Origin of the sequence: Streptomyces sp. NBC_01508, from assembly GCF_045040315.1 — a bacterium.
Lineage (GTDB): Bacteria > Actinomycetota > Actinomycetes > Streptomycetales > Streptomycetaceae > Streptomyces.
This window is the reverse complement of record NZ_CP109419.1, coordinates 1,926,831-1,944,955: the sequence shown is the minus strand read 5'-3', so window position 1 is coordinate 1,944,955 and position 18,125 is coordinate 1,926,831. Positions and strand designations below refer to the sequence as shown.

The window sequence follows — 18,125 nt, the reverse complement described above, 5'->3', positions numbered from 1 at the left end:
GGGTGGGGACGCTATGCGAAGCTGCCGAACTGTTATCGCCAGGTTCGGCCGTGGTGAAACACTGGGCAGGATTCGAGAGACAGCCTGAGCAACACTCTGAGCAGTACGGTCAACCCCCGCGGGAGGGACACGGTGGAGTCTGGCGTGGCGGCGCGTGGCAACAGCACGCGCGCAAAAGGCGGACGGTCCCGGAACAACGGGGCCACCGAGGTCGATGCGGCGGCTCTGAACAGACTGCTGACGGCCCTGGTGGCGATGCGGGACGGCAACTTCCGTAAACGCCTGACCGTCTCCGGTGACGATGTGATGGCGGAGATCGCCGCCGTCTTCAACGAGGTGGCGGACCGGAATCTGCATCTCACGGGTGAGCTGGCCCGCGTACGGCGCATGGTCGGGCGGGAGGGAAAGCTCACGGAGCGGCTGGAGACGGGCGCCTGTGAGGGCTCCTGGGCCAGCGCCATCGACGCGTCGAACGCGCTGGTGGACGACCTGGCGCGCCCCGTGTCCGAGGTCGGGCGGGTGCTGTCGGCGGTCGCCGAGGGCGACCTGGAGCAGCGGATGGAGCTGCGTTCGCACTTCGCCGAGGGCTCGGTGGGGACGGAGCGCCCGCTGCGCGGCGAGTTCCTGAAGGTGGCTCGTACCGTCAACAACCTGGTCGACCAGCTGTCCGCGTTCACCGACGAGGTGACGCGTGTGGCGCTGGAGGTCGGTACGGAGGGCAAGCTCGGCGGCCAGGCCAAGGTGCGCGGAATGTCGGGTTCGTGGAAGGATCTGACGGATTCCGTCAACACGATGGCGTACCGGCTCACGGCCCAGGTGCGTGACATCGCTCTCGTCACGACCGCCGTCGCCAAGGGTGATCTGTCGCGCAAGGTCACCGTGCATGTGGCCGGCGAGATGCTTCAGCTGAAGAACACCGTGAACACGATGGTGGACCAGCTGTCCTCGTTCTCCTCCGAGGTGACACGGGTGGCCCGCGAGGTGGGCACCGAAGGTGAGCTGGGCGGCCAGGCGACCGTGCCCGGCGTGGCGGGCGTGTGGAAGGACCTCACCGATTCGGTGAACACGATGGCCGGCAACCTGACCAGTCAGGTGCGCGGCATCGCGGAGGTCACCACCGCCGTCGCGAACGGTGACCTTTCCCAGAAGGTGACCGTGAGCGCACGCGGCGAGGTCGCGCAACTCGCCGAGACGATCAATCAGATGACCGAGACGCTGCGTACGTTCGCCGACGAGGTGACGCGGGTGGCGAGCGAGGTCGGTGGCTCGGGTGTGCTGGGCGGCCAGGCGCAGGTGCCGGGCGCGGCGGGTACGTGGAAGGACCTGACGGACTCCGTCAACACCGTCTTCCGGAATCTGACCACCCAGGTGCGGGACATCGCCCAGGTGACGACCGCCGTGGCGAACGGCGACCTTTCCCAGAAGGTCACCGTCGACGTGGCGGGCGAGATGCTCGAACTGAAGAACACCGTCAACACGATGGTGAGGCAGCTCAATTCGTTCGGCTCCGAGGTGACGCGCGTCGCCCGTGAGGTCGGCGTCGAGGGCCAACTGGGCGGCCAGGCCGAGGTGCCGGGCGCGGCGGGTACGTGGAAGGACCTCACCGACTCGGTCAACACCGCGTTCCGTAACCTCACCGGCCAGGTGCGCGACATCGCCCAGGTGACGACGGCGGTCGCGAACGGCGACCTTTCCCAGAAGGTCACCGTCGACGTCGCGGGCGAGATGCTCGAACTGAAGAACACCGTGAACACGATGGTGGCGCAACTGTCGTCGTTCGCCGACCAGGTGACGCGGATGGCGCGTGACGTGGGTACGGAGGGCCGGCTCGGCGGCCAGGCGCGGGTGGACGGCGTCTCCGGTACGTGGAAGGAGCTGACCGACTCCGTCAACTTCATGGCCGGCAACCTGACCGACCAGGTGCGCCAGATCGCCCAGGTGACCACGGCGGTGGCGCGTGGTGACCTGTCGCAGAAGATCGACGTGGACGCGCGGGGCGAGATCCTGGAGCTGAAGAACACCATCAACACGATGGTCGACCAGCTCTCGGCCTTCGCCGAACAGGTCACACGCGTGGCCCGCGAGGTGGGTACGGACGGCCGGCTCGGCGGCCAGGCCCAGGTGCCGGGCGTCGCCGGTGTCTGGCGCGATCTGACGGACTCCGTGAACGGCATGGCGGGGAACCTGACCTCCCAGGTCCGCAACATCGCGCAGGTCGCCACGGCGGTGGCGCGTGGTGACCTGTCGCAGAAGATCGACGTGGACGCGCGGGGCGAGATCCTGGAGCTGAAGAACACCCTCAACACGATGGTCGACCAGCTGTCGAACTTCGCCGAGCAGGTGACCAGGGTCGCCCGCGAGGTCGGTACGGAGGGCATGCTCGGCGGCCAGGCCGAGGTGCAGGGTGTCTCCGGCACCTGGAAGGACCTCACCCAGTCCGTCAACTTCATGGCGAACAACCTGACTTCCCAGGTCCGCAACATCGCCGAGGTGACCACGGCCGTCGCCAAGGGCGATCTGTCGAAGAAGATCACCGTCGACGCCAAGGGCGAGATCCTCGACCTCGTCACGACCGTCAACACGATGGTGGACCAGCTGTCGAACTTCGCCGACGAGGTGACGCGGGTGGCCCGTGAGGTGGGCACCGAGGGCATCCTCGGCGGTCAGGCGCGGGTGCGTGGCGTCACCGGCATCTGGAAGGACCTCAGCGACAACGTCAACACGATGGCCAACAACCTCACCAGTCAGGTGCGGAACATCTCGCGGGTCTCCTCGGCGGTCGCCAACGGCGACCTGACGAAGAAGGTCACCGTCGAGGCGCGCGGCGAGGTCGCCGAACTCGCCGACACCGTCAACATCATGGTGACGACGCTGTCCTCGTTCGCCGACGAGGTGACGCGGGTGGCCCGCGAGGTGGGCACCGAGGGCGAGTTGGGCGGCCAGGCGCGCGTCCCGGGTGTCTCCGGCACGTGGAAGGACCTCACCGAGTCGGTGAACTCGATGGCGTCCAACCTGACCGGTCAGGTGCGCCAGATCGCCACGGTCACCACCGCCATCGCCAAGGGCGATCTCACCAAGAAGATCGACATCGACGCCCGGGGTGAGATCCAGGAGCTGAAGAACACCATCAACACGATGGTCGACCAGCTGTCGTCGTTCGCCGAACAGGTCACGCGGGTGGCCCGCGAGGTGGGTACGGACGGGCAGCTGGGCGGCCAGGCGCGGGTCAGGGACGTCGACGGCACCTGGCGCGACCTCACCGAGTCGGTGAACGAGATGGCCGGCAACCTGACGCGTCAGGTGCGGGCGATCGCCGCCGTCGCCACCGCGGTGACCCGCGGCGATCTGAATCTGAAGATCGACGTCGACGCCGCGGGCGAGATCCAGGTCCTTCAGGACAACATCAACACGATGATCGCCAACCTGCGTGACACCACCCTCGCCAACGAGGAGCAGGACTGGCTCAAGGGCAACCTGGCCCGGATCTCCGGCCTGATGCAGGGTCGCCGCGACCTGGACGACGTGGCCTCGCTGATCATGAGCGAGCTCACGCCCGTGGTCTCGGCGCAGCACGGCGCGTTCTTCCTCGCCATGCCGACGGGTACCGGCACCGAGCTGGGCACGGGCGGGCGCGACGGCTCGTACGAGCTGTGCATGCGCGGCAGTTACGGCTACTCGGCCGGGTCGATGCCGACCTCCTTCCGGCCGGGCGAGACCCTCATCGGTACGGCCGCCGAGGAGAAGCGCACGATCCAGGTCAACGTGCCGCCGGGGTATCTCAAGATCTCCTCGGGGCTCGGCGAGGCGTCACCGGCGTACGTGATCGTGCTGCCGGTGCTGTTCGAGGGCAAGGTTCTCGGTGTGATCGAGCTGGCGTCGTTCCAACCCTTCACCCAGATCCAGCGGGACTTCCTCAACCAGATCGCCGAGATGATCGCGACGAGCGTCAACACCATCAGCGTCAACACCAAGACCGAGGTGCTGCTCAAGCAGTCGCAGGAGCTGACGGAGCAACTGCGGGAGCGCTCGGCGGAGCTGGAGAACCGGCAGAAGGCCCTGCAGTCCTCCAACGCGGAGCTGGAGGAGAAGGCGGAGCTGCTGGCCCGTCAGAACCGCGACATCGAGGTGAAGAACACCGAGATCGAAGAGGCGCGGCAGGTGCTGGAGGAGCGGGCCGAGCAGCTCGCCGTGTCGATGCGCTACAAGTCCGAGTTCCTGGCGAACATGTCGCACGAGTTGCGTACGCCGCTGAACTCGCTGCTCATCCTGGCGAAGCTGCTCGCGGACAACGCGGAGATGAATCTCTCACCGAAACAGGTGGAGTTCGCCGAGACGATCCACGGCGCGGGCTCCGACCTGCTCCAGCTCATCAACGACATCCTCGACCTGTCGAAGGTCGAGGCGGGCAAGATGGACGTCAGTCCGACGCGGATCGCGCTCGTGCAACTCGTCGACTACGTCGAGGCCACGTTCCGGCCGCTGACCGCTGAGAAGGGGCTCGACTTCTCCGTACGGGTCTCCCCGGAGCTGCCGGCGACGCTGCACACCGACGAGCAGCGGCTGCTCCAGGTGCTGCGCAACCTGCTGTCCAACGCGGTGAAGTTCACCGACACGGGCGCCGTGGAGCTGGTGATCCGGCCCGCCGGTGCGGATGTGCCCAACGCCATCAGGGAACAGCTGCTGGAGGCCGGTTCGCTGCGGGACGCGGACGCCGATCTGATCGCCTTCTCGGTCACCGACACCGGTATCGGGATCGCGGCGAGCAAGATGCGGGTGATCTTCGAGGCGTTCAAGCAGGCGGACGGTACGACGAGCCGTAAGTACGGAGGTACGGGTCTGGGGCTGTCCATCAGCCGGGAGATTGCCCGGCTGCTCGGCGGCGAGATCCACGCGGCGAGCGAGCCGGGCCGCGGCTCGACCTTCACGCTGTATCTGCCGCTGCACGCCAGTGAACTGCCCCCACAGGGCTACCCGCAGCTGACCCCGGGCATCGAGCCGCAGCGCGGCGGCAGCGACTCCGCGGCCCTGTCGCCGGAGCAGGCGCGGCTGGACCGCCCTGCGGCGCCTTCGCAGACCCGCACGGGGCCCGCCGCGCTGTTCCGGCGCCGCCGCAAGGCCCTGGGCGGTCCGGAGCAGCTGAACTCGCTGTCGGGGCGCCCTGGGGGCTCGGGCGGTCCGTCCGCCGGGACACCGGGCGGCGGGAACGGTTCCGCCGGCGGGGCCAACGGCTCGGGGCCGTTGGCCGGTTCGCGGGCGGACGAGGCGTGGGGGGCCGACGCCCAGGACGCTCCGGAGGAGCGTCGTACGTTCTCGTTCGGCGGCGAGAAGGTGCTGATCGTGGACGACGACATCCGCAACGTCTTCGCGCTGACCAGCGTTCTCGAACAGCACGGGCTGTCGGTGCTGTACGCCGAGAACGGCCGTGAGGGGATTGAGGTGTTGGAGCAGCACGACGATGTGACGCTGGTGCTGATGGACATCATGATGCCGGAGATGGACGGGTACGCGACGACGACGGCGATCCGCCGGATGCCGCAGTTCGCCGGGCTGCCGATCATCGCGCTCACCGCGAAGGCGATGAAGGGGGACCGGGAGAAGGCGATCGACTCCGGTGCTTCTGACTACGTGACAAAGCCGGTCGATCCCGATCATCTTTTGTCAGTTATGGAGCAGTGGATGCATCAGAAGTGACATGAAAGTGACGCCGGGAGTGGCTTCAGAAGTGACCGGCGGCTGTGCGAACCTGTGCAGGAAGGTGAGTTCTTGTGGTCGATCGCGTGTGGGCCACAAGTATTGGGGGAACTTTCCGAGCTCCTGTGACGTTTTTGCTACGTGCACAGTGACATCACGGTGACAGGGTGTGGCGACAGGCGGGGTGCGGCTACCATGACCGGCACAAGGACGGACGGCGTAAGGGAGTCGTCCCCTGGGGCGGCGCCCGGTGCACAGCCGGGGCGAGGAGGGCGGGCCATGGTGCAGAAGGCCAAGATCCTCCTGGTCGATGACCGGCCGGAGAATCTGCTGGCGCTGGAGGCCATCCTCTCCGCGCTCGATCAGACGCTGGTGCGGGCATCGTCAGGGGAGGAAGCGCTCAAGGCGCTGCTGACGGACGACTTCGCGGTCATTCTGCTGGACGTCCAGATGCCGGGGATGGACGGGTTCGAGACCGCCGCCCACATCAAGAGGCGCGAGCGGACGCGGGACATTCCGATCATCTTCCTCACCGCCATCAACCACGGTCCGCACCACACCTTCCGGGGCTACGCCGCCGGCGCGGTGGACTACATCTCCAAGCCCTTCGACCCGTGGGTGCTGCGCGCGAAGGTCTCGGTCTTCGTCGAGCTGTACATGAAGAACTGCCAGTTGAAGGAGCAGGCCGAACTGCTCAGGCTGCAACTGGCGGGAGCGGGCGAGGTGAAGGAGCCCACGGGTCTCCTGGCCGAACTGTCCGCGCGGCTCGCCGCGGTCGAGGAGCAGGCCGAAGCGCTCTCCAAGCAGCTGGACGACGACTCCGCGGACGCGGCCGCCGTCGCCACGGCCGCCCATCTGGAGCGCAAACTGACCGGACTGCGCCGGGCGCTGGACGCGCTGGAGCCGGGCAGCGGCGGCGGCTCCCCGCTCCCCTCACCGAACTGACCGGGCACGCCCCGGGCCCCAACGGGCCTGCGGGCGGCCCGTTTTCCACTGCTCGGTTCCCCGCCAGGCGCTCTGTCCGCGCTCCGGCGACACCGGCTGAGCCCGCGTCAGTTTCCGGCCGACGACGCACGACACGTACGGGTGAAGCCGTGGGCACACGTGTCCGCCGCCGTTCACACCGGTAACCTCACCCCCATGGCCTCACGTACGTCCGGCAAGGGTTCCCAGGGCACGGCGGGCACCGCGAAACCGCGTGCCGGCCGTGCGAGCGGTGCCGCGAAGAAGGCGGCCCCCGCCGCCAAGGCCGCGGCGAAGAAGACAGCGCCCACGAAGAAGGCACCGGCCAAGAAGGCCCCCGCGAAGAAGGCCGCGGCCAAACCGGCACCCAAGCCCGCACCGTCCCCGACGAACGGCGTCTACCGCCTCGTACGCGCCCTGTGGCTCGGTATCGCGCACGCGGTCGGCGCGGTGTTCCGTGGCATAGGGCGGGGCGCGAAGGGGCTCGACCCGGCGCACCGCAAGGACGGCGTCGCGCTCCTGCTGCTCGCCCTGGGCCTGGTCGTCGCCGCCGGTACGTGGTCGAACCTGCGGGGCCCGGTCGGCGATCTCGTCGAGATGCTGATCACCGGCGCCTTCGGCCGGCTCGACCTGCTCGTCCCGATACTGCTGGGCGCCGTCGCCGTACGGCTCATCCTCTATCCGCAGCGGCCCGAGGCCAACGGACGCATCGTCATCGGACTCTCCGCGCTGGTGATCGGCGTTCTCGGGCTGGTGCACATCGCCTGCGGCGCTCCGGGCCGGGACGCGAGCACCGAGGCGATGCAGGACGCCGGCGGACTCATCGGCTGGGGCGCCTCCATGCCGCTGATCTTCGCCATGGGCGAAGTCCTCGCCGTACCGATGCTGGTCCTGCTCACCGTCTTCGGGCTGCTCGTCGTCACGGCGACGCCCGTCAACGCCATCCCGCAGCGGCTGCGCCGGCTCGCCGTCCGGCTCGGTGTCCTGGACCCCGCCCCGGCCGACCTCGACGGCGAGGAGCGGGAGCGGGAGTACGACAGCGACGACGAGCGGTACGACGACCAGTGGCGCGAGGCCCTGCCCGCGCGGGGGCGCCGCTCGGCGGCGCGTCGCGGCGAGGCGCCCGACGACTACGACCCCGACCACGCCGAGGTCGAGGCGCTGGCCCGCCGTCGGCGCCCCCGCAGGCAGTCGGTGCAGCCCGCCCACGACCGGCCCATGGACGCCGTCGACGTGGCGGCCGCCGCCGCTGCCGCGCTGGACGGAGCCGTACTCAACGGGATGCCGCCCTCGCCGATCGTCGCCGACCTCACCCAGGGCGTCTCGGCCGACCGCACACGGGACGCGGCGAGGGCTCGGCCGGGGGAGCGCACGCGCGGGGCGGGCGGCTCGGGCTCGGGCTCGCGGGAGCACTCCGTACCCACGGCACGTGAGCCGGAGCCGCGCGGTGCCGCGGCGCAGTCGCCGTCCGGCGCCGTGGCCGACCTCACCAAGGCCCCGCCCGCGCAGGACCGGCCACTGCCCCCGCGCGCCGAGCAGCTTCAGCTCGCCGGCGACATCACCTACTCTCTGCCGTCCCTGGACCTGCTGGAGCGGGGCGGCCCGGGCAAGACCCGCAGCGCCGCCAACGACATGGTCGTCGACTCGCTGACCAACGTCTTCATGGAGTTCAAGGTCGACGCGACCGTCACCGGCTTCACCCGGGGACCGACCGTCACCCGCTACGAGGTCCAGCTCGGCCCCGCCGTGAAGGTCGAACGCATCACCGCGCTCACGAAGAACATCGCCTATGCCGTGGCCAGCCCCGACGTCCGGATCATCAGCCCCATCCCCGGCAAGTCCGCCGTCGGCATCGAGATCCCGAACTCCGACCGCGAGATGGTCAACCTCGGCGACGTCCTGCGGCTCGCCGACGCCGCCGAGGACGACCACCCGATGCTGGTCGCGCTCGGCAAGAACGTCGAGGGCGGCTACGAAATGGCCAACCTCTCCAAGATGCCGCACCTTCTGGTCGCCGGCGCCACCGGATCCGGCAAGTCCTCCTGCATCAACTGTCTGATCACGTCGGTGATGGCCAGGGCCACCCCGGAGGACGTCCGGATGGTCCTGGTCGACCCCAAGCGGGTCGAGCTCACGGCGTACGAGGGCATCCCGCACCTGATCACGCCCATCATCACCAACCCCAAGCGGGCCGCCGAGGCGCTCCAGTGGGTCGTACGGGAGATGGACCTGCGTTACGACGACCTCGCGGCGTACGGCTACCGGCACATCGACGACTTCAACCAGGCCGTACGCAAGGGCAAGGTCAAGGCCCCGGAGGGCAGTGAGCGCGAGCTGACGCCCTATCCGTACCTGCTGGTGATCGTGGACGAGCTGGCCGACCTGATGATGGTCGCGCCGCGCGACGTCGAGGACGCGATCGTGCGCATCACCCAGTTGGCCCGCGCCGCCGGTATCCATCTGGTGCTCGCCACCCAGCGCCCCTCGGTCGACGTCGTCACCGGTCTGATCAAGGCGAACGTGCCCTCCCGGCTCGCCTTCGCGACCTCCTCGCTCGCCGACAGCCGCGTCATCCTCGACCAGCCCGGCGCCGAGAAGCTGATCGGCAAGGGCGACGGGCTCTTCCTCCCCATGGGAGCCAGTAAGCCGACGCGTATGCAGGGCGCCTTCGTCACGGAGGACGAGGTCGCGGCCGTCGTCCAGCACTGCAAGGACCAGATGGCGCCGGTCTTCCGGGAGGACGTCGTCGTCGGCACGGCCAAGAAGAAGCAGATCGACGAGGACATCGGCGACGATCTCGATCTGCTGTGCCAGGCAGCCGAGTTGGTCGTCTCCACGCAATTCGGATCGACATCGATGCTCCAGCGGAAGTTGCGCGTGGGTTTCGCCAAAGCGGGCAGGCTCATGGACCTGATGGAATCGCGGAACATCGTCGGTCCGAGCGAGGGTTCCAAGGCGCGTGATGTGCTGGTGAAGGCAGACGAGCTGGACGGAGTGCTCGCGGTGATCCGCGGCGAGCCCGCTCCCGAAGGAGCTGACGGAAATTGACGGAACCCGAGGCGATCCGAGAGATATCCGAAGCAACCCTTTCCCCCGGCCGGACGTCAACGTGGAGAGACAGACACCCCGGTGTCCCGCCGACACGCCGTCCGGCCATGCAGATGGCGTACAAAGTGCGTCCGCCCGGTTGCCCCACCCTTTCGTACCACCCATAGACTGAACATCCAGCAGGTGGCTACACGCTCGAAAGGCACTCCCGTGTCCATCGGCAACTCCCCCGAAGACGACCAGCCTTCCGCCGTCGACCCCGCTGAGGACGAGCGGCCCGCGCCCGAAGAGGACAGGCCCTCGGTCGGCCATGTCCTCCAGCACGCACGCACCGCCGCAGGTCTCACCATCGAAGAGGTCAGTGCCTCCACCCGTGTGCGCGTTCCGATCGTGCAGGCGATCGAGCAGGACGACTTCTCGCGCTGCGGCGGCGACGTCTACGCACGCGGCCACATCCGCACACTCGCGCGCTCGGTCGGGATCGACCCCGAACCGCTGGTCGGGCAGTACGACTCCGAGCACGGCGGGCGCCCGTCGCCGACGCCCGCGGCCCCGCTGTTCGAGGCCGAGCGGATCCGCCCGGAGCGGCGCCGTCCGAACTGGACGGCGGCCATGGTCGCCGCGATCGTCGCGGTGATCGGCTTCGTCGGCTTCACCATGTTCAGCGGTGCCGACGAGGAAGGCCAGGGCAAGCAGGTCGCCGAGGGTCCGGCGCCGGAGAAGACGACCTCCGAGCCCAGCACCACCAAGCCCGCCGACCCGAAGCCCGACCCGTCGGACAGCGCCATCGCCGCAGCCCCGGCCGACAAGGTGACGGTCAAGCTGTCCGCCGTCGAGGACAAGAGCTGGATCTCCGCCAAGTCCCCCAACGGTGAACTGATCTTCGACGGACTGCTCCTCAAGGGCGAGTCCAAGACCTTCCAGGACGACGAGCAGATCGACCTCATCCTCGGCAACGCCGGGGTGATCGACATCTTCGTCAACGGCAAGCAGGTCGACGAGGACTTCAAGCCGGGCCAGGTCGAGCGGCCGTCGTACACGAAGGGCGACCCCGAGGCGGGCTGACGCCGCGGCCGACGCCGGGAGGCGTCGGCCGCCCCGGGGTGAGCCCGGTGCGAACACGGGGCGGTGCGGCGAAGCAGGCCCGCGCGGTGCGCGGCGGGAGCGCTCCGAGGGTGCTCCGGAGGTGCGATCCACCGCCCCCTCCGGCCGGTCAACCCTGCACGGCAGGAGGGCGGCCAGGACAAAGTAGTCTTGAGCCCATGCCCGAACGCCGTACCGTCGCCCTTGTCACGCTTGGCTGCGCCCGTAACGAGGTGGACTCGGAGGAGCTTGCAGGCCGCTTGGCAGCGGACGGCTGGGAGCTCGTCGAGGAAGCCGCCGACGCGGATGTCGCCGTCGTCAACACCTGCGGCTTCGTCGAAGCCGCCAAGAAGGACTCCGTCGACGCCCTGCTGGAAGCCAACGATCTGAAGGATCACGGCAGAACCCAGGCCGTCGTCGCCGTCGGCTGCATGGCCGAGCGTTACGGCAAGGAACTCGCGGAATCGCTCCCCGAAGCGGACGGCGTACTCGGATTCGACGACTACGCCGACATCTCCGACCGCCTCCAGACCATCCTCAACGGCGGTATCCACGCCTCGCACACGCCCCGCGACCGGCGCAAACTGCTGCCGCTGAGCCCCGCCGACCGCCAGGGCGCCACCGGTGTGGCCCTGCCCGGACACGGCGCCGAGGCGACGCCTCCTTCTACGGAGGCGGTCATCCCCGCCCCCGTAGATCTGCCCCAGGGCCTCGCGCCGGCCTCCGGTCCGCGCGCCCCGCTGCGCCGGCGCCTCGACAACAGCCCCGTCGCCTCCGTGAAGCTGGCCTCCGGCTGCGACCGGCGCTGCTCCTTCTGCGCCATCCCCTCCTTCCGGGGCTCCTTCATCTCGCGCCGCCCCTCCGACGTGCTGGGCGAGACGCGCTGGCTCGCCGAGCAGGGTGTCAAGGAGGTCATGCTCGTCTCCGAGAACAACACCTCCTACGGCAAGGACCTCGGCGACATCCGCCTCCTGGAGACGCTGCTGCCCGAACTCGCGGCGGTCGACGGGATCGAGCGCGTACGGGTCAGCTACCTCCAGCCCGCCGAGATGCGCCCCGGGCTCATCGACGTCCTGACGTCGACGCCGGGCGTCGCCCCGTACTTCGACCTGTCCTTCCAGCACTCGGCGCCCTCCGTACTACGGGCGATGCGCCGCTTCGGGGACACCGACCGCTTCCTGGAACTGCTGGAGACGATCCGGGGCAAGGCCCCGCTGGCCGGTGTGCGCTCCAACTTCATCGTGGGCTTCCCGGGCGAGACGGAGGCCGATTTCGCCGAGCTGGAACGCTTCCTCACCGGCGCGCGGCTCGACGCGATCGGGGTGTTCGGCTACTCGGACGAGGACGGCACCGAGGCCGCGACGTACGAGCACAAACTGGACGAGGACGTCGTGGCCGAGCGGCTGGCGCATCTGTCGCGGCTGAGCGACGAGCTGACGTCGCAGCGTGCCGAGGAGCGCCTGGGGGAGACCCTGACGGTGCTGGTGGAGTCCGTCTCCGTCGAGTCCCCGGACGGCGTCGAGGAAGGCGCGGAGGAGGCCGCCGTGGGCCGGGCGGCCCACCAGGCGCCCGAGACCGACGGCCAGGTGATCTTCACATCGAGCGAGGGCCTGCGTCCCGGTCGTATGGTCGAGGCGAAGGTGGTCGGCACCGAGGGCGTGGACCTGGTGGCGGAGTTCTGCGGCTTCACCGGGGACGAGCCCCGGAGCCCCGGCGAGGAGGCAGCCAGATGACCGGAGTCCCGGCATCGGCCGAGGGCGGCCAGGGTAGGCCGGCGCCCGGCGGCAAGCTGGGGGCTGCGGCCGTCAATCAGGCCAGCATCTGGAACATCGCCAACATCCTGACCATGATGCGGCTGGTGCTCGTACCGGCCTTCGTGATGCTGCTGCTCCAGGACGGCGGGTACGACCCGGCCTGGCGCGCCTGGGCGTGGGCCGCGTTCGCCGTGGCCATGATCACCGATATCTTCGACGGGCATCTGGCCCGTACGTACAACCTGGTCACCGACTTCGGGAAGATCGCCGACCCGATCGCCGACAAGGCGATCATGGCGGCGGGGCTGATCAGTCTCTCCGCCCTCGGGGATCTGCCGTGGTGGGTGACCGGGGTCATTCTCTTCCGTGAGCTCGGGATCACTCTGATGCGGTTCTGGGTGATCCGGCACGGGATCATTCCGGCCAGCCGCGGCGGCAAGATGAAGACGCTCGCGCAGGGCACGGCGGTCGGTATGTACGTGCTGGCGCTGACGGGGCCGCTCGCGACGCTGCGGTTCTGGATGATGGCGCTCGCGGTTGTGCTGACCGTGCTGACCGGCCTCGACTACGTGCGGCAGGCGATCGTCCTGCGGCGTCGGGGGCTGGCGGCCGAGCGGGGCCGGGCGGAGAGCGCTTCGTGATGTTCGGGGCGGGGGACGGAGCGGGCACCGTGCCGATTCCTTCCACACCTGTCGGGAAGGATGTGGCGGCCGACGACGTTCCACTGAGGGATGTGGCTGCCCGGGTGCTCGACCTGCTGGCGTCGCGAGGCACGACGCTCGCCGTCGCCGAGTCACTCACCGGCGGTCTGGTGGCCGCCCAACTGACGTCCGTCCCCGGCGCCTCCCGATCGCTCCGCGGGTCGGTCACGGCCTACGCGACGGACATCAAGCGCGATGTCCTGGGCGTCGACGGAACACTTCTGGCCGAGCGGGGCGCGGTGGATCCCGAGGTGGCACGGCAGATGGCCATCGGCGTACGGGGCGTACTGGCGGCCGGCTGGGGCATCTCGACCACGGGGGTCGCGGGTCCCGAGCCGCAGGACGGACAGCCCGTGGGCACGGTCTACGTGGCGGTCAGCGGTCCGCGCGGTCGAGAGAAAGTGGCCGCACTGCGGTTGAACGGTGACCGGGCGGAAATCCGTAGAGAGAGCGTACGGAGCGTGCTGGAACTGCTCTCCGGCGAACTGACCGGGAACGGGCGGACACAGGATACGGAACGGAACGGGGGGACTTGATGTTTGCAGCCCTGAGTGAACACGACATCGCTCCCCGCACGGCCGCAGCGCGAGGCGGTACGGTGGGGCGAGAAGGATGCGGCTACGCGGTCCGAGGAGGGAGCCACCGATGATTCTGCTCCGTCGCCTGCTTGGTGACGTGCTGCGTCGGCAGCGCCAGCGTCAGGGCCGTACTCTGCGCGAAGTCTCCTCGTCCGCCCGAGTCTCGCTCGGCTATCTCTCCGAGGTGGAGCGGGGGCAGAAGGAGGCGTCATCCGAGCTGCTCTCCGCTATCTGCGACGCGCTTGACGTACGGATGTCCGAGCTCATGCGCGAAGTGAGCGACGAACTGTCGTTGGCCGAGCTGGCTGCGTCCGCGGCGGCGAGCGAGCCGGTGCCCGCAGCAGTACGTCCGATGCTCAATTCCGTCTCCGTGACGTCGGTGGCAGGTGTGCCGACGGAGCGGGTGACCATCAAGGCGCCAACAGAAGCGGTGGATGTCGTCGCCGCTTGATGTGTACGGCGTGACCGAGGCCTGAGCCCCGGACGGTCCCAGTGACCGGCCGGGGCTTCTGCTTTGTCCGCTGTTTCGGACTGCAGGGCATTTCTCAATCTCCGAATTTTCCCGAAATGAGCCTTTTGGCGTCTTGTGCCATGGTGGGCATACGTGTGAACGGAACTGGAGGACGCCCCATGTCTGTGGTCAAGAGCTCACTCTCCGAGGCGGATCTGAAAGTGGTCGGCGAGGCCCTGCAAGGCGCGCTCGTCGATCTGATCGATCTGTCGCTGGTGGCCAAGCAGGTGCACTGGAACATCGTCGGGCCGCGCTTCCGGTCCGTACACCTCCAGCTCGACGAGGTCGTCACCACGGCCCGGCAGCACTCGGACACGGTGGCGGAACGTGCCTCGGCGATCGGCGTGACGCCGGACGGCCGCGCGGCGACGGTGGCGGCGTCGAGCGCGATCGGCACCGTACCCAGCGGCTGGATCAAGGACACGGACGCCGTACGGACGCTGGTGGACGGTCTCAGCGCGGTGATCGTCCGCATGCGCGAGCGGATCAGCGTGACCGACGAGCCCGACCCCATCACCCAGGACATCCTGATCGGGCTCACGGCCGATCTTGAAAAGCACCACTGGATGTTCCAGGCGGAGAGCGCATGACCCGGTCAGAGGGTTGTGTGGGGTTTGACCTGCGTAGATAGCGATCCCTACGTATCCCATGAAGTCCCATGAGGTCCCGTGGTCATACGGAAATCTGCCGGAATTCGGGCCTCGACCGGAATGTTTCCGGAACGCAAAACTGCCTCTGACCACTGGAACAACACCCCACGACGTTCTAGAACCAAGGAAGCCCCCGGCCCGCAGCCCGCCGAAACGGGAGCGAGCCGGGGGATACGTGTACGCGCCTGTGGAAAAGCGACCGCTTGGGTACTGACTCGTGATCATGGTCGACCGAACGTGGCCGTGTGCCCGTCCGAAGAACAGCCCTCCCCGAATGGGCAATCGTCCGCCGCCGCGAACTGGGGCAACGCATCGCCGCCGCCCGCCGAGCGGCTGGACTCAGCCAGGAGACGCTCGGCCACCGCATCGGCGTCGAGCGCCGCACCATCCAGCGGTACGAGGCCGGGGCGCGCGACCCCCGATACAGCGATCTGCTGCTCATCGCCCGCGCGCTCGACACCCCGCTCGCCGAGTTGGTCCGCGAGTAGCCCCGGCCGGCGATGGGGGATGCACCGGCCGGGGCGGTCTACAGCGCTTCGTACCCCTCGGCCGAGTCGAGTGCCTGGTTCATGCGGGACCAGTCGCCCTCTGCGGCCTCGTGCCCGCTGTCGAGGGTGAAGTCCTCCGGGTCCAGAAACGGGAGCCGTGCGCGGACGTCAGGGTCGATTGCGTCCCACGCCGTACGGTCGGTGTCATCCGGCTGTGACGGCGCCGCAGTCGTCGCACTGCCAGTTTCCGTTGTTGAGTCGTCGTCCGTTGCCTGATCCGCATCCACCGCACATATGGTGCCTCCTGTGGTGATGGTGCGCACCCCTTGCGGCGCGCGATGTTGGTCCCGCCCCGGCCGGAGTCCTGGCAGGGAAGCGTCCGCAGGCGGCCGGGGTCGCTCACTGTGTCTCGCCCGCCTGGCGCGGCCACTCGTCACGCGTGTAGCAGTCGAAGTGCTGCCCGTTGTGGCCAGCGCCCTCGGTGCAGCGCTGCACCGAATCCGTGCCCGGTCTGGGGATCCAGCACAACCCCGGGATGTGGACCCGCTCGGCCGGCATCCCCGGCAGTCGTTGCTCCGTCATCGCCTGGACTCCCTCTCCTCGCGCACCAGGCGCGCCGCCGCCTGGCAGTAACTGCCGTCCGCACGAAGGGCGCACGTCGTGCACGAGTCCGCATGGGCCAAGAGCGCCTGCCACGGATCCGTACGCGGAATCACTCCGTCGATGTCGTCGACCAGGGCGGCGCCGGTGACGGTGACACGCTGCCGAATGAGCCGGCCGCCCGATCCCTGCTCGCGGTACTGCCACCCCAGGCGGCTCACGACGCGCATCTCGGCTTGCAAGCCCGCGGGAACCAGCGGGCCTTGGTCCCGTGCGCGACCAGCGGGCGCGGGCCCCGATCGACCACATGCCCGGTGACCAGCTCGTGCCCGCAGAACACGCAGTCCGCCCCGCGCTGCTGCCGATCGGTCAGGGACTCCACGGGCGGCAGCTCGACGAGCGCTTCCTCGGTCCCCGCGCTCACTGCCGGGCCTCGCGCGTCCGCCGGGCCAGCACCGCCAGGCCGGAGGCTAAGCGGCTTTCCTCGGGCGGCGTCAGCGCCAGGGGCCGCAGCCGGGAGGCGGGCCAGCCCTCGCCCCGGTGGTACACCTCGGGGGCAGGCTCAGCAGCAGGGGCAGATGTGCTGGTCGCGGTAGCCATGTCGGTGACCGTACGACTGACTGTTTCTCAGATTCAGGCGTGTTTCTCGATGTTTCTCACACGGATGCCCGTGTTACCGGGTGTTGCTCAGGCAGGGGCCACGGCTGTCCTGGCGCGGGCGATTATCCGGTGCGCATCCCGCCCACTGACCGCGCTCGCCTCCAGCGCGTCCCAGACCTTCCGGTACAGGGCCACGTCCTCCGGCGAGTCCAGCCACATCTCCGCGTGCCACGACTCGGCGATCACCAGGCGGTCGTCGTGAATCCAAAAGTCGTCACCAGCCGCGATCTGCACGGGGGCGGTCAGAGGGACTACGCCGAGTTCCACAGTGCTGAGGCCGTTGACGGACATCAGCCGGTCCAACTGGTCGGCGAGGACCATAGGCGGGCAGATACGCACGTGCAGCGCCGACTCCCACAGCAGCACCTTGTACTGCTTGCCGCGTACGTACAGCCCCTCCTGGCGGCGCATGCGCGATGCCACGCCGCCCTCCACGTCCCTTACGGCTCCGTGCAGTTCGGCGTAGCTGGCCAGCACAGCCCGCGCGTACTCCGGAGTCTGGAAGATCCCGGGGATGACGGATGCGGAGATCCCTCGGAGCACCGTGGTCCTCTCGTGCTGGGCGCCGAGCGCGTCCTGGACCGCGCGGTGGCCGCCGGCGAGCTGCCGACGCCAAGAACGGTACGTGGACTCCAGCCCGGCGAGGCGGCCCTTCAGCTCGGCCGCAGCCTCGGGCCGGCCGACACCGGTGGCCCACGCTTCGAGATCGGCGGGCGACGCAGTCTGCTTGCCGTTCTCCAGCTTGCTGACCTTCGAGGGGACCCAGTCGCACACCGTGGCGAGCCCGCGAACAGTGAGCCCCGCCTCGGTGCGCAGCTCGCGTAGCCGCGCACCGAGGGCGACTCTGGCCTGCTGGTAGTCAGTGCTCACATACGGGAACGTACCCGCGCAGTGAACTCCTCGTACCTGCTGGCGTGGTGCCATGCTGCGTCGCGCCCCTGGCACGCCCGTACGACGTCCTCGGGGTCGGTGCTCAACTCCATGCGGCGTGACGCGTCGTCCCAGTTGAAGCGCGCCAGGATCCGGGAGTCGAAAAGCCAGAAGTCGAAGTCCGGCAGACCAAGGTGTACGGCCTCCTGGCGCAGCATGAAGCGAATGTCCTCACCGGCCGCGAGATTGTCCGGCGTCGTGGCCAGCAGGTACCGCTGCCCGTCCGATGGCGGCTTGTCGACCAGGCGCACGCGCTCAATCCGCTTCCCCACCTGTGTCTGCGCGCGGGCGTTGACGAACCACGGACCGTCCTCGTCAGGCGGCGGGCCGACCCCGGCAAGGAACTGGCGGTACTCCTCCGTGCCCTCGTCGGCCGCGTACGCCCGACGGGTCTCCAACCGCCAGGCAGTGTGCTCGAACCCGTCGCGGAAGAAGTCGAGAATCTGGTGTGCGGGTACGGCCTCCAAC

The 18,125-nt window shown here is 69.0% G+C and carries 16 protein-coding genes; 10 read left to right on the top strand and 6 right to left on the bottom strand.

Annotation, left to right across the window (positions count from 1 at the left end):
• Positions 1 to 132 precede the first annotated feature (132 nt).
• The 10 genes from OG700_RS08780 to OG700_RS08735 all read left to right on the top strand — a co-directional run bounded on the left by OG700_RS08780 (position 133) and on the right by OG700_RS08735 (position 15,467).
• Positions 133 to 5,691, top strand: coding sequence for a HAMP domain-containing protein (locus tag OG700_RS08780; protein WP_405611462.1), 5,559 nt, complete (start codon positions 133 to 135; stop codon positions 5,689 to 5,691).
• A gap of 279 nt (positions 5,692 to 5,970) precedes the next feature.
• Positions 5,971 to 6,636, top strand: a complete 666-nt coding sequence (locus tag OG700_RS08775; protein ID WP_405611459.1) for a two-component system response regulator — start codon at positions 5,971 to 5,973, stop codon at positions 6,634 to 6,636.
• 195 nt (positions 6,637 to 6,831) lie between these two features.
• The gene (locus tag OG700_RS08770) at positions 6,832 to 9,702 is read left to right on the top strand and encodes a DNA translocase FtsK (protein ID WP_405611456.1); all 2,871 of its coding nucleotides are present in this window, start codon (positions 6,832 to 6,834) and stop codon (positions 9,700 to 9,702) included.
• A 210-nt stretch (positions 9,703 to 9,912) separates the two neighbouring features.
• Positions 9,913 to 10,767: a helix-turn-helix domain-containing protein gene (locus tag OG700_RS08765; protein WP_405621530.1), complete on the top strand. Its 855-nt coding sequence runs from the start codon at positions 9,913 to 9,915 to the stop codon at positions 10,765 to 10,767.
• Positions 10,768 to 10,964: 197 nt separating this feature from the next.
• Entirely contained in the window at positions 10,965 to 12,518 is a 1,554-nt protein-coding gene (gene rimO, locus OG700_RS08760) for a 30S ribosomal protein S12 methylthiotransferase RimO (RefSeq protein ID WP_405611453.1), read from the top strand.
• Positions 12,515 to 13,180 carry a CDP-diacylglycerol--glycerol-3-phosphate 3-phosphatidyltransferase gene (gene pgsA / locus OG700_RS08755; protein WP_405611450.1) on the top strand — a complete coding sequence of 222 codons (666 nt, stop codon included), beginning with the start codon at positions 12,515 to 12,517 and terminating at the stop codon, positions 13,178 to 13,180. The genes rimO and pgsA overlap by 4 nt, the downstream gene beginning before the upstream one ends.
• Positions 13,181 to 13,284: 104 nt before the next feature.
• Positions 13,285 to 13,776 (top strand): CinA family protein, encoded by a 492-nt coding sequence (locus OG700_RS08750; protein WP_405621528.1) that lies wholly within the window; start codon positions 13,285 to 13,287, stop codon positions 13,774 to 13,776.
• Positions 13,777 to 13,885: 109 nt separating this feature from the next.
• Positions 13,886 to 14,269, top strand: a complete 384-nt coding sequence (locus OG700_RS08745) for a helix-turn-helix domain-containing protein (protein ID WP_189108968.1) — start codon at positions 13,886 to 13,888, stop codon at positions 14,267 to 14,269.
• A gap of 179 nt (positions 14,270 to 14,448) precedes the next feature.
• Positions 14,449 to 14,919 carry a Dps family protein gene (locus tag OG700_RS08740; protein WP_405611447.1) on the top strand — a complete coding sequence of 157 codons (471 nt, stop codon included), beginning with the start codon at positions 14,449 to 14,451 and terminating at the stop codon, positions 14,917 to 14,919.
• A 305-nt stretch (positions 14,920 to 15,224) separates the two neighbouring features.
• Entirely contained in the window at positions 15,225 to 15,467 is a 243-nt protein-coding gene (locus OG700_RS08735) for a helix-turn-helix domain-containing protein (RefSeq protein ID WP_405611444.1), read from the top strand.
• Between the two features lie 38 nt (positions 15,468 to 15,505).
• On the opposite strand, the gene OG700_RS08730 is transcribed toward OG700_RS08735, so the two are convergent.
• From OG700_RS08730 to OG700_RS08705, 6 genes are all read right to left on the bottom strand, one after another.
• The gene (locus OG700_RS08730; RefSeq protein ID WP_405611441.1) at positions 15,506 to 15,754 is read right to left on the bottom strand and encodes a hypothetical protein; all 249 of its coding nucleotides are present in this window, start codon (positions 15,752 to 15,754) and stop codon (positions 15,506 to 15,508) included.
• Positions 15,755 to 15,866: 112 nt separating this feature from the next.
• Positions 15,867 to 16,049, bottom strand: coding sequence for a hypothetical protein (locus OG700_RS08725; protein WP_405611438.1), 183 nt, complete (start codon positions 16,047 to 16,049; stop codon positions 15,867 to 15,869).
• Entirely contained in the window at positions 16,046 to 16,288 is a 243-nt protein-coding gene (locus OG700_RS08720; protein WP_405611435.1) for a hypothetical protein, read from the bottom strand. Before OG700_RS08720 ends, OG700_RS08725 begins: the two co-directional genes overlap by 4 nt.
• A complete protein-coding gene (locus tag OG700_RS08715) occupies positions 16,285 to 16,491 on the bottom strand; it encodes a hypothetical protein (RefSeq protein ID WP_405611432.1) in 207 nt (68 codons plus the stop codon). The genes OG700_RS08720 and OG700_RS08715 overlap by 4 nt, the downstream gene beginning before the upstream one ends.
• 263 nt (positions 16,492 to 16,754) lie before the next feature.
• On the bottom strand, positions 16,755 to 17,597 hold the full coding sequence (locus OG700_RS08710; protein ID WP_405611429.1) for a helix-turn-helix domain-containing protein: 843 nt from the start codon (positions 17,595 to 17,597) through the stop codon (positions 16,755 to 16,757).
• Positions 17,594 to 18,124, bottom strand: a complete 531-nt coding sequence (locus tag OG700_RS08705; protein ID WP_405611426.1) for a DUF6879 family protein — start codon at positions 18,122 to 18,124, stop codon at positions 17,594 to 17,596. The genes OG700_RS08710 and OG700_RS08705 overlap by 4 nt, the downstream gene beginning before the upstream one ends.
• Position 18,125 lies beyond the last annotated feature (1 nt).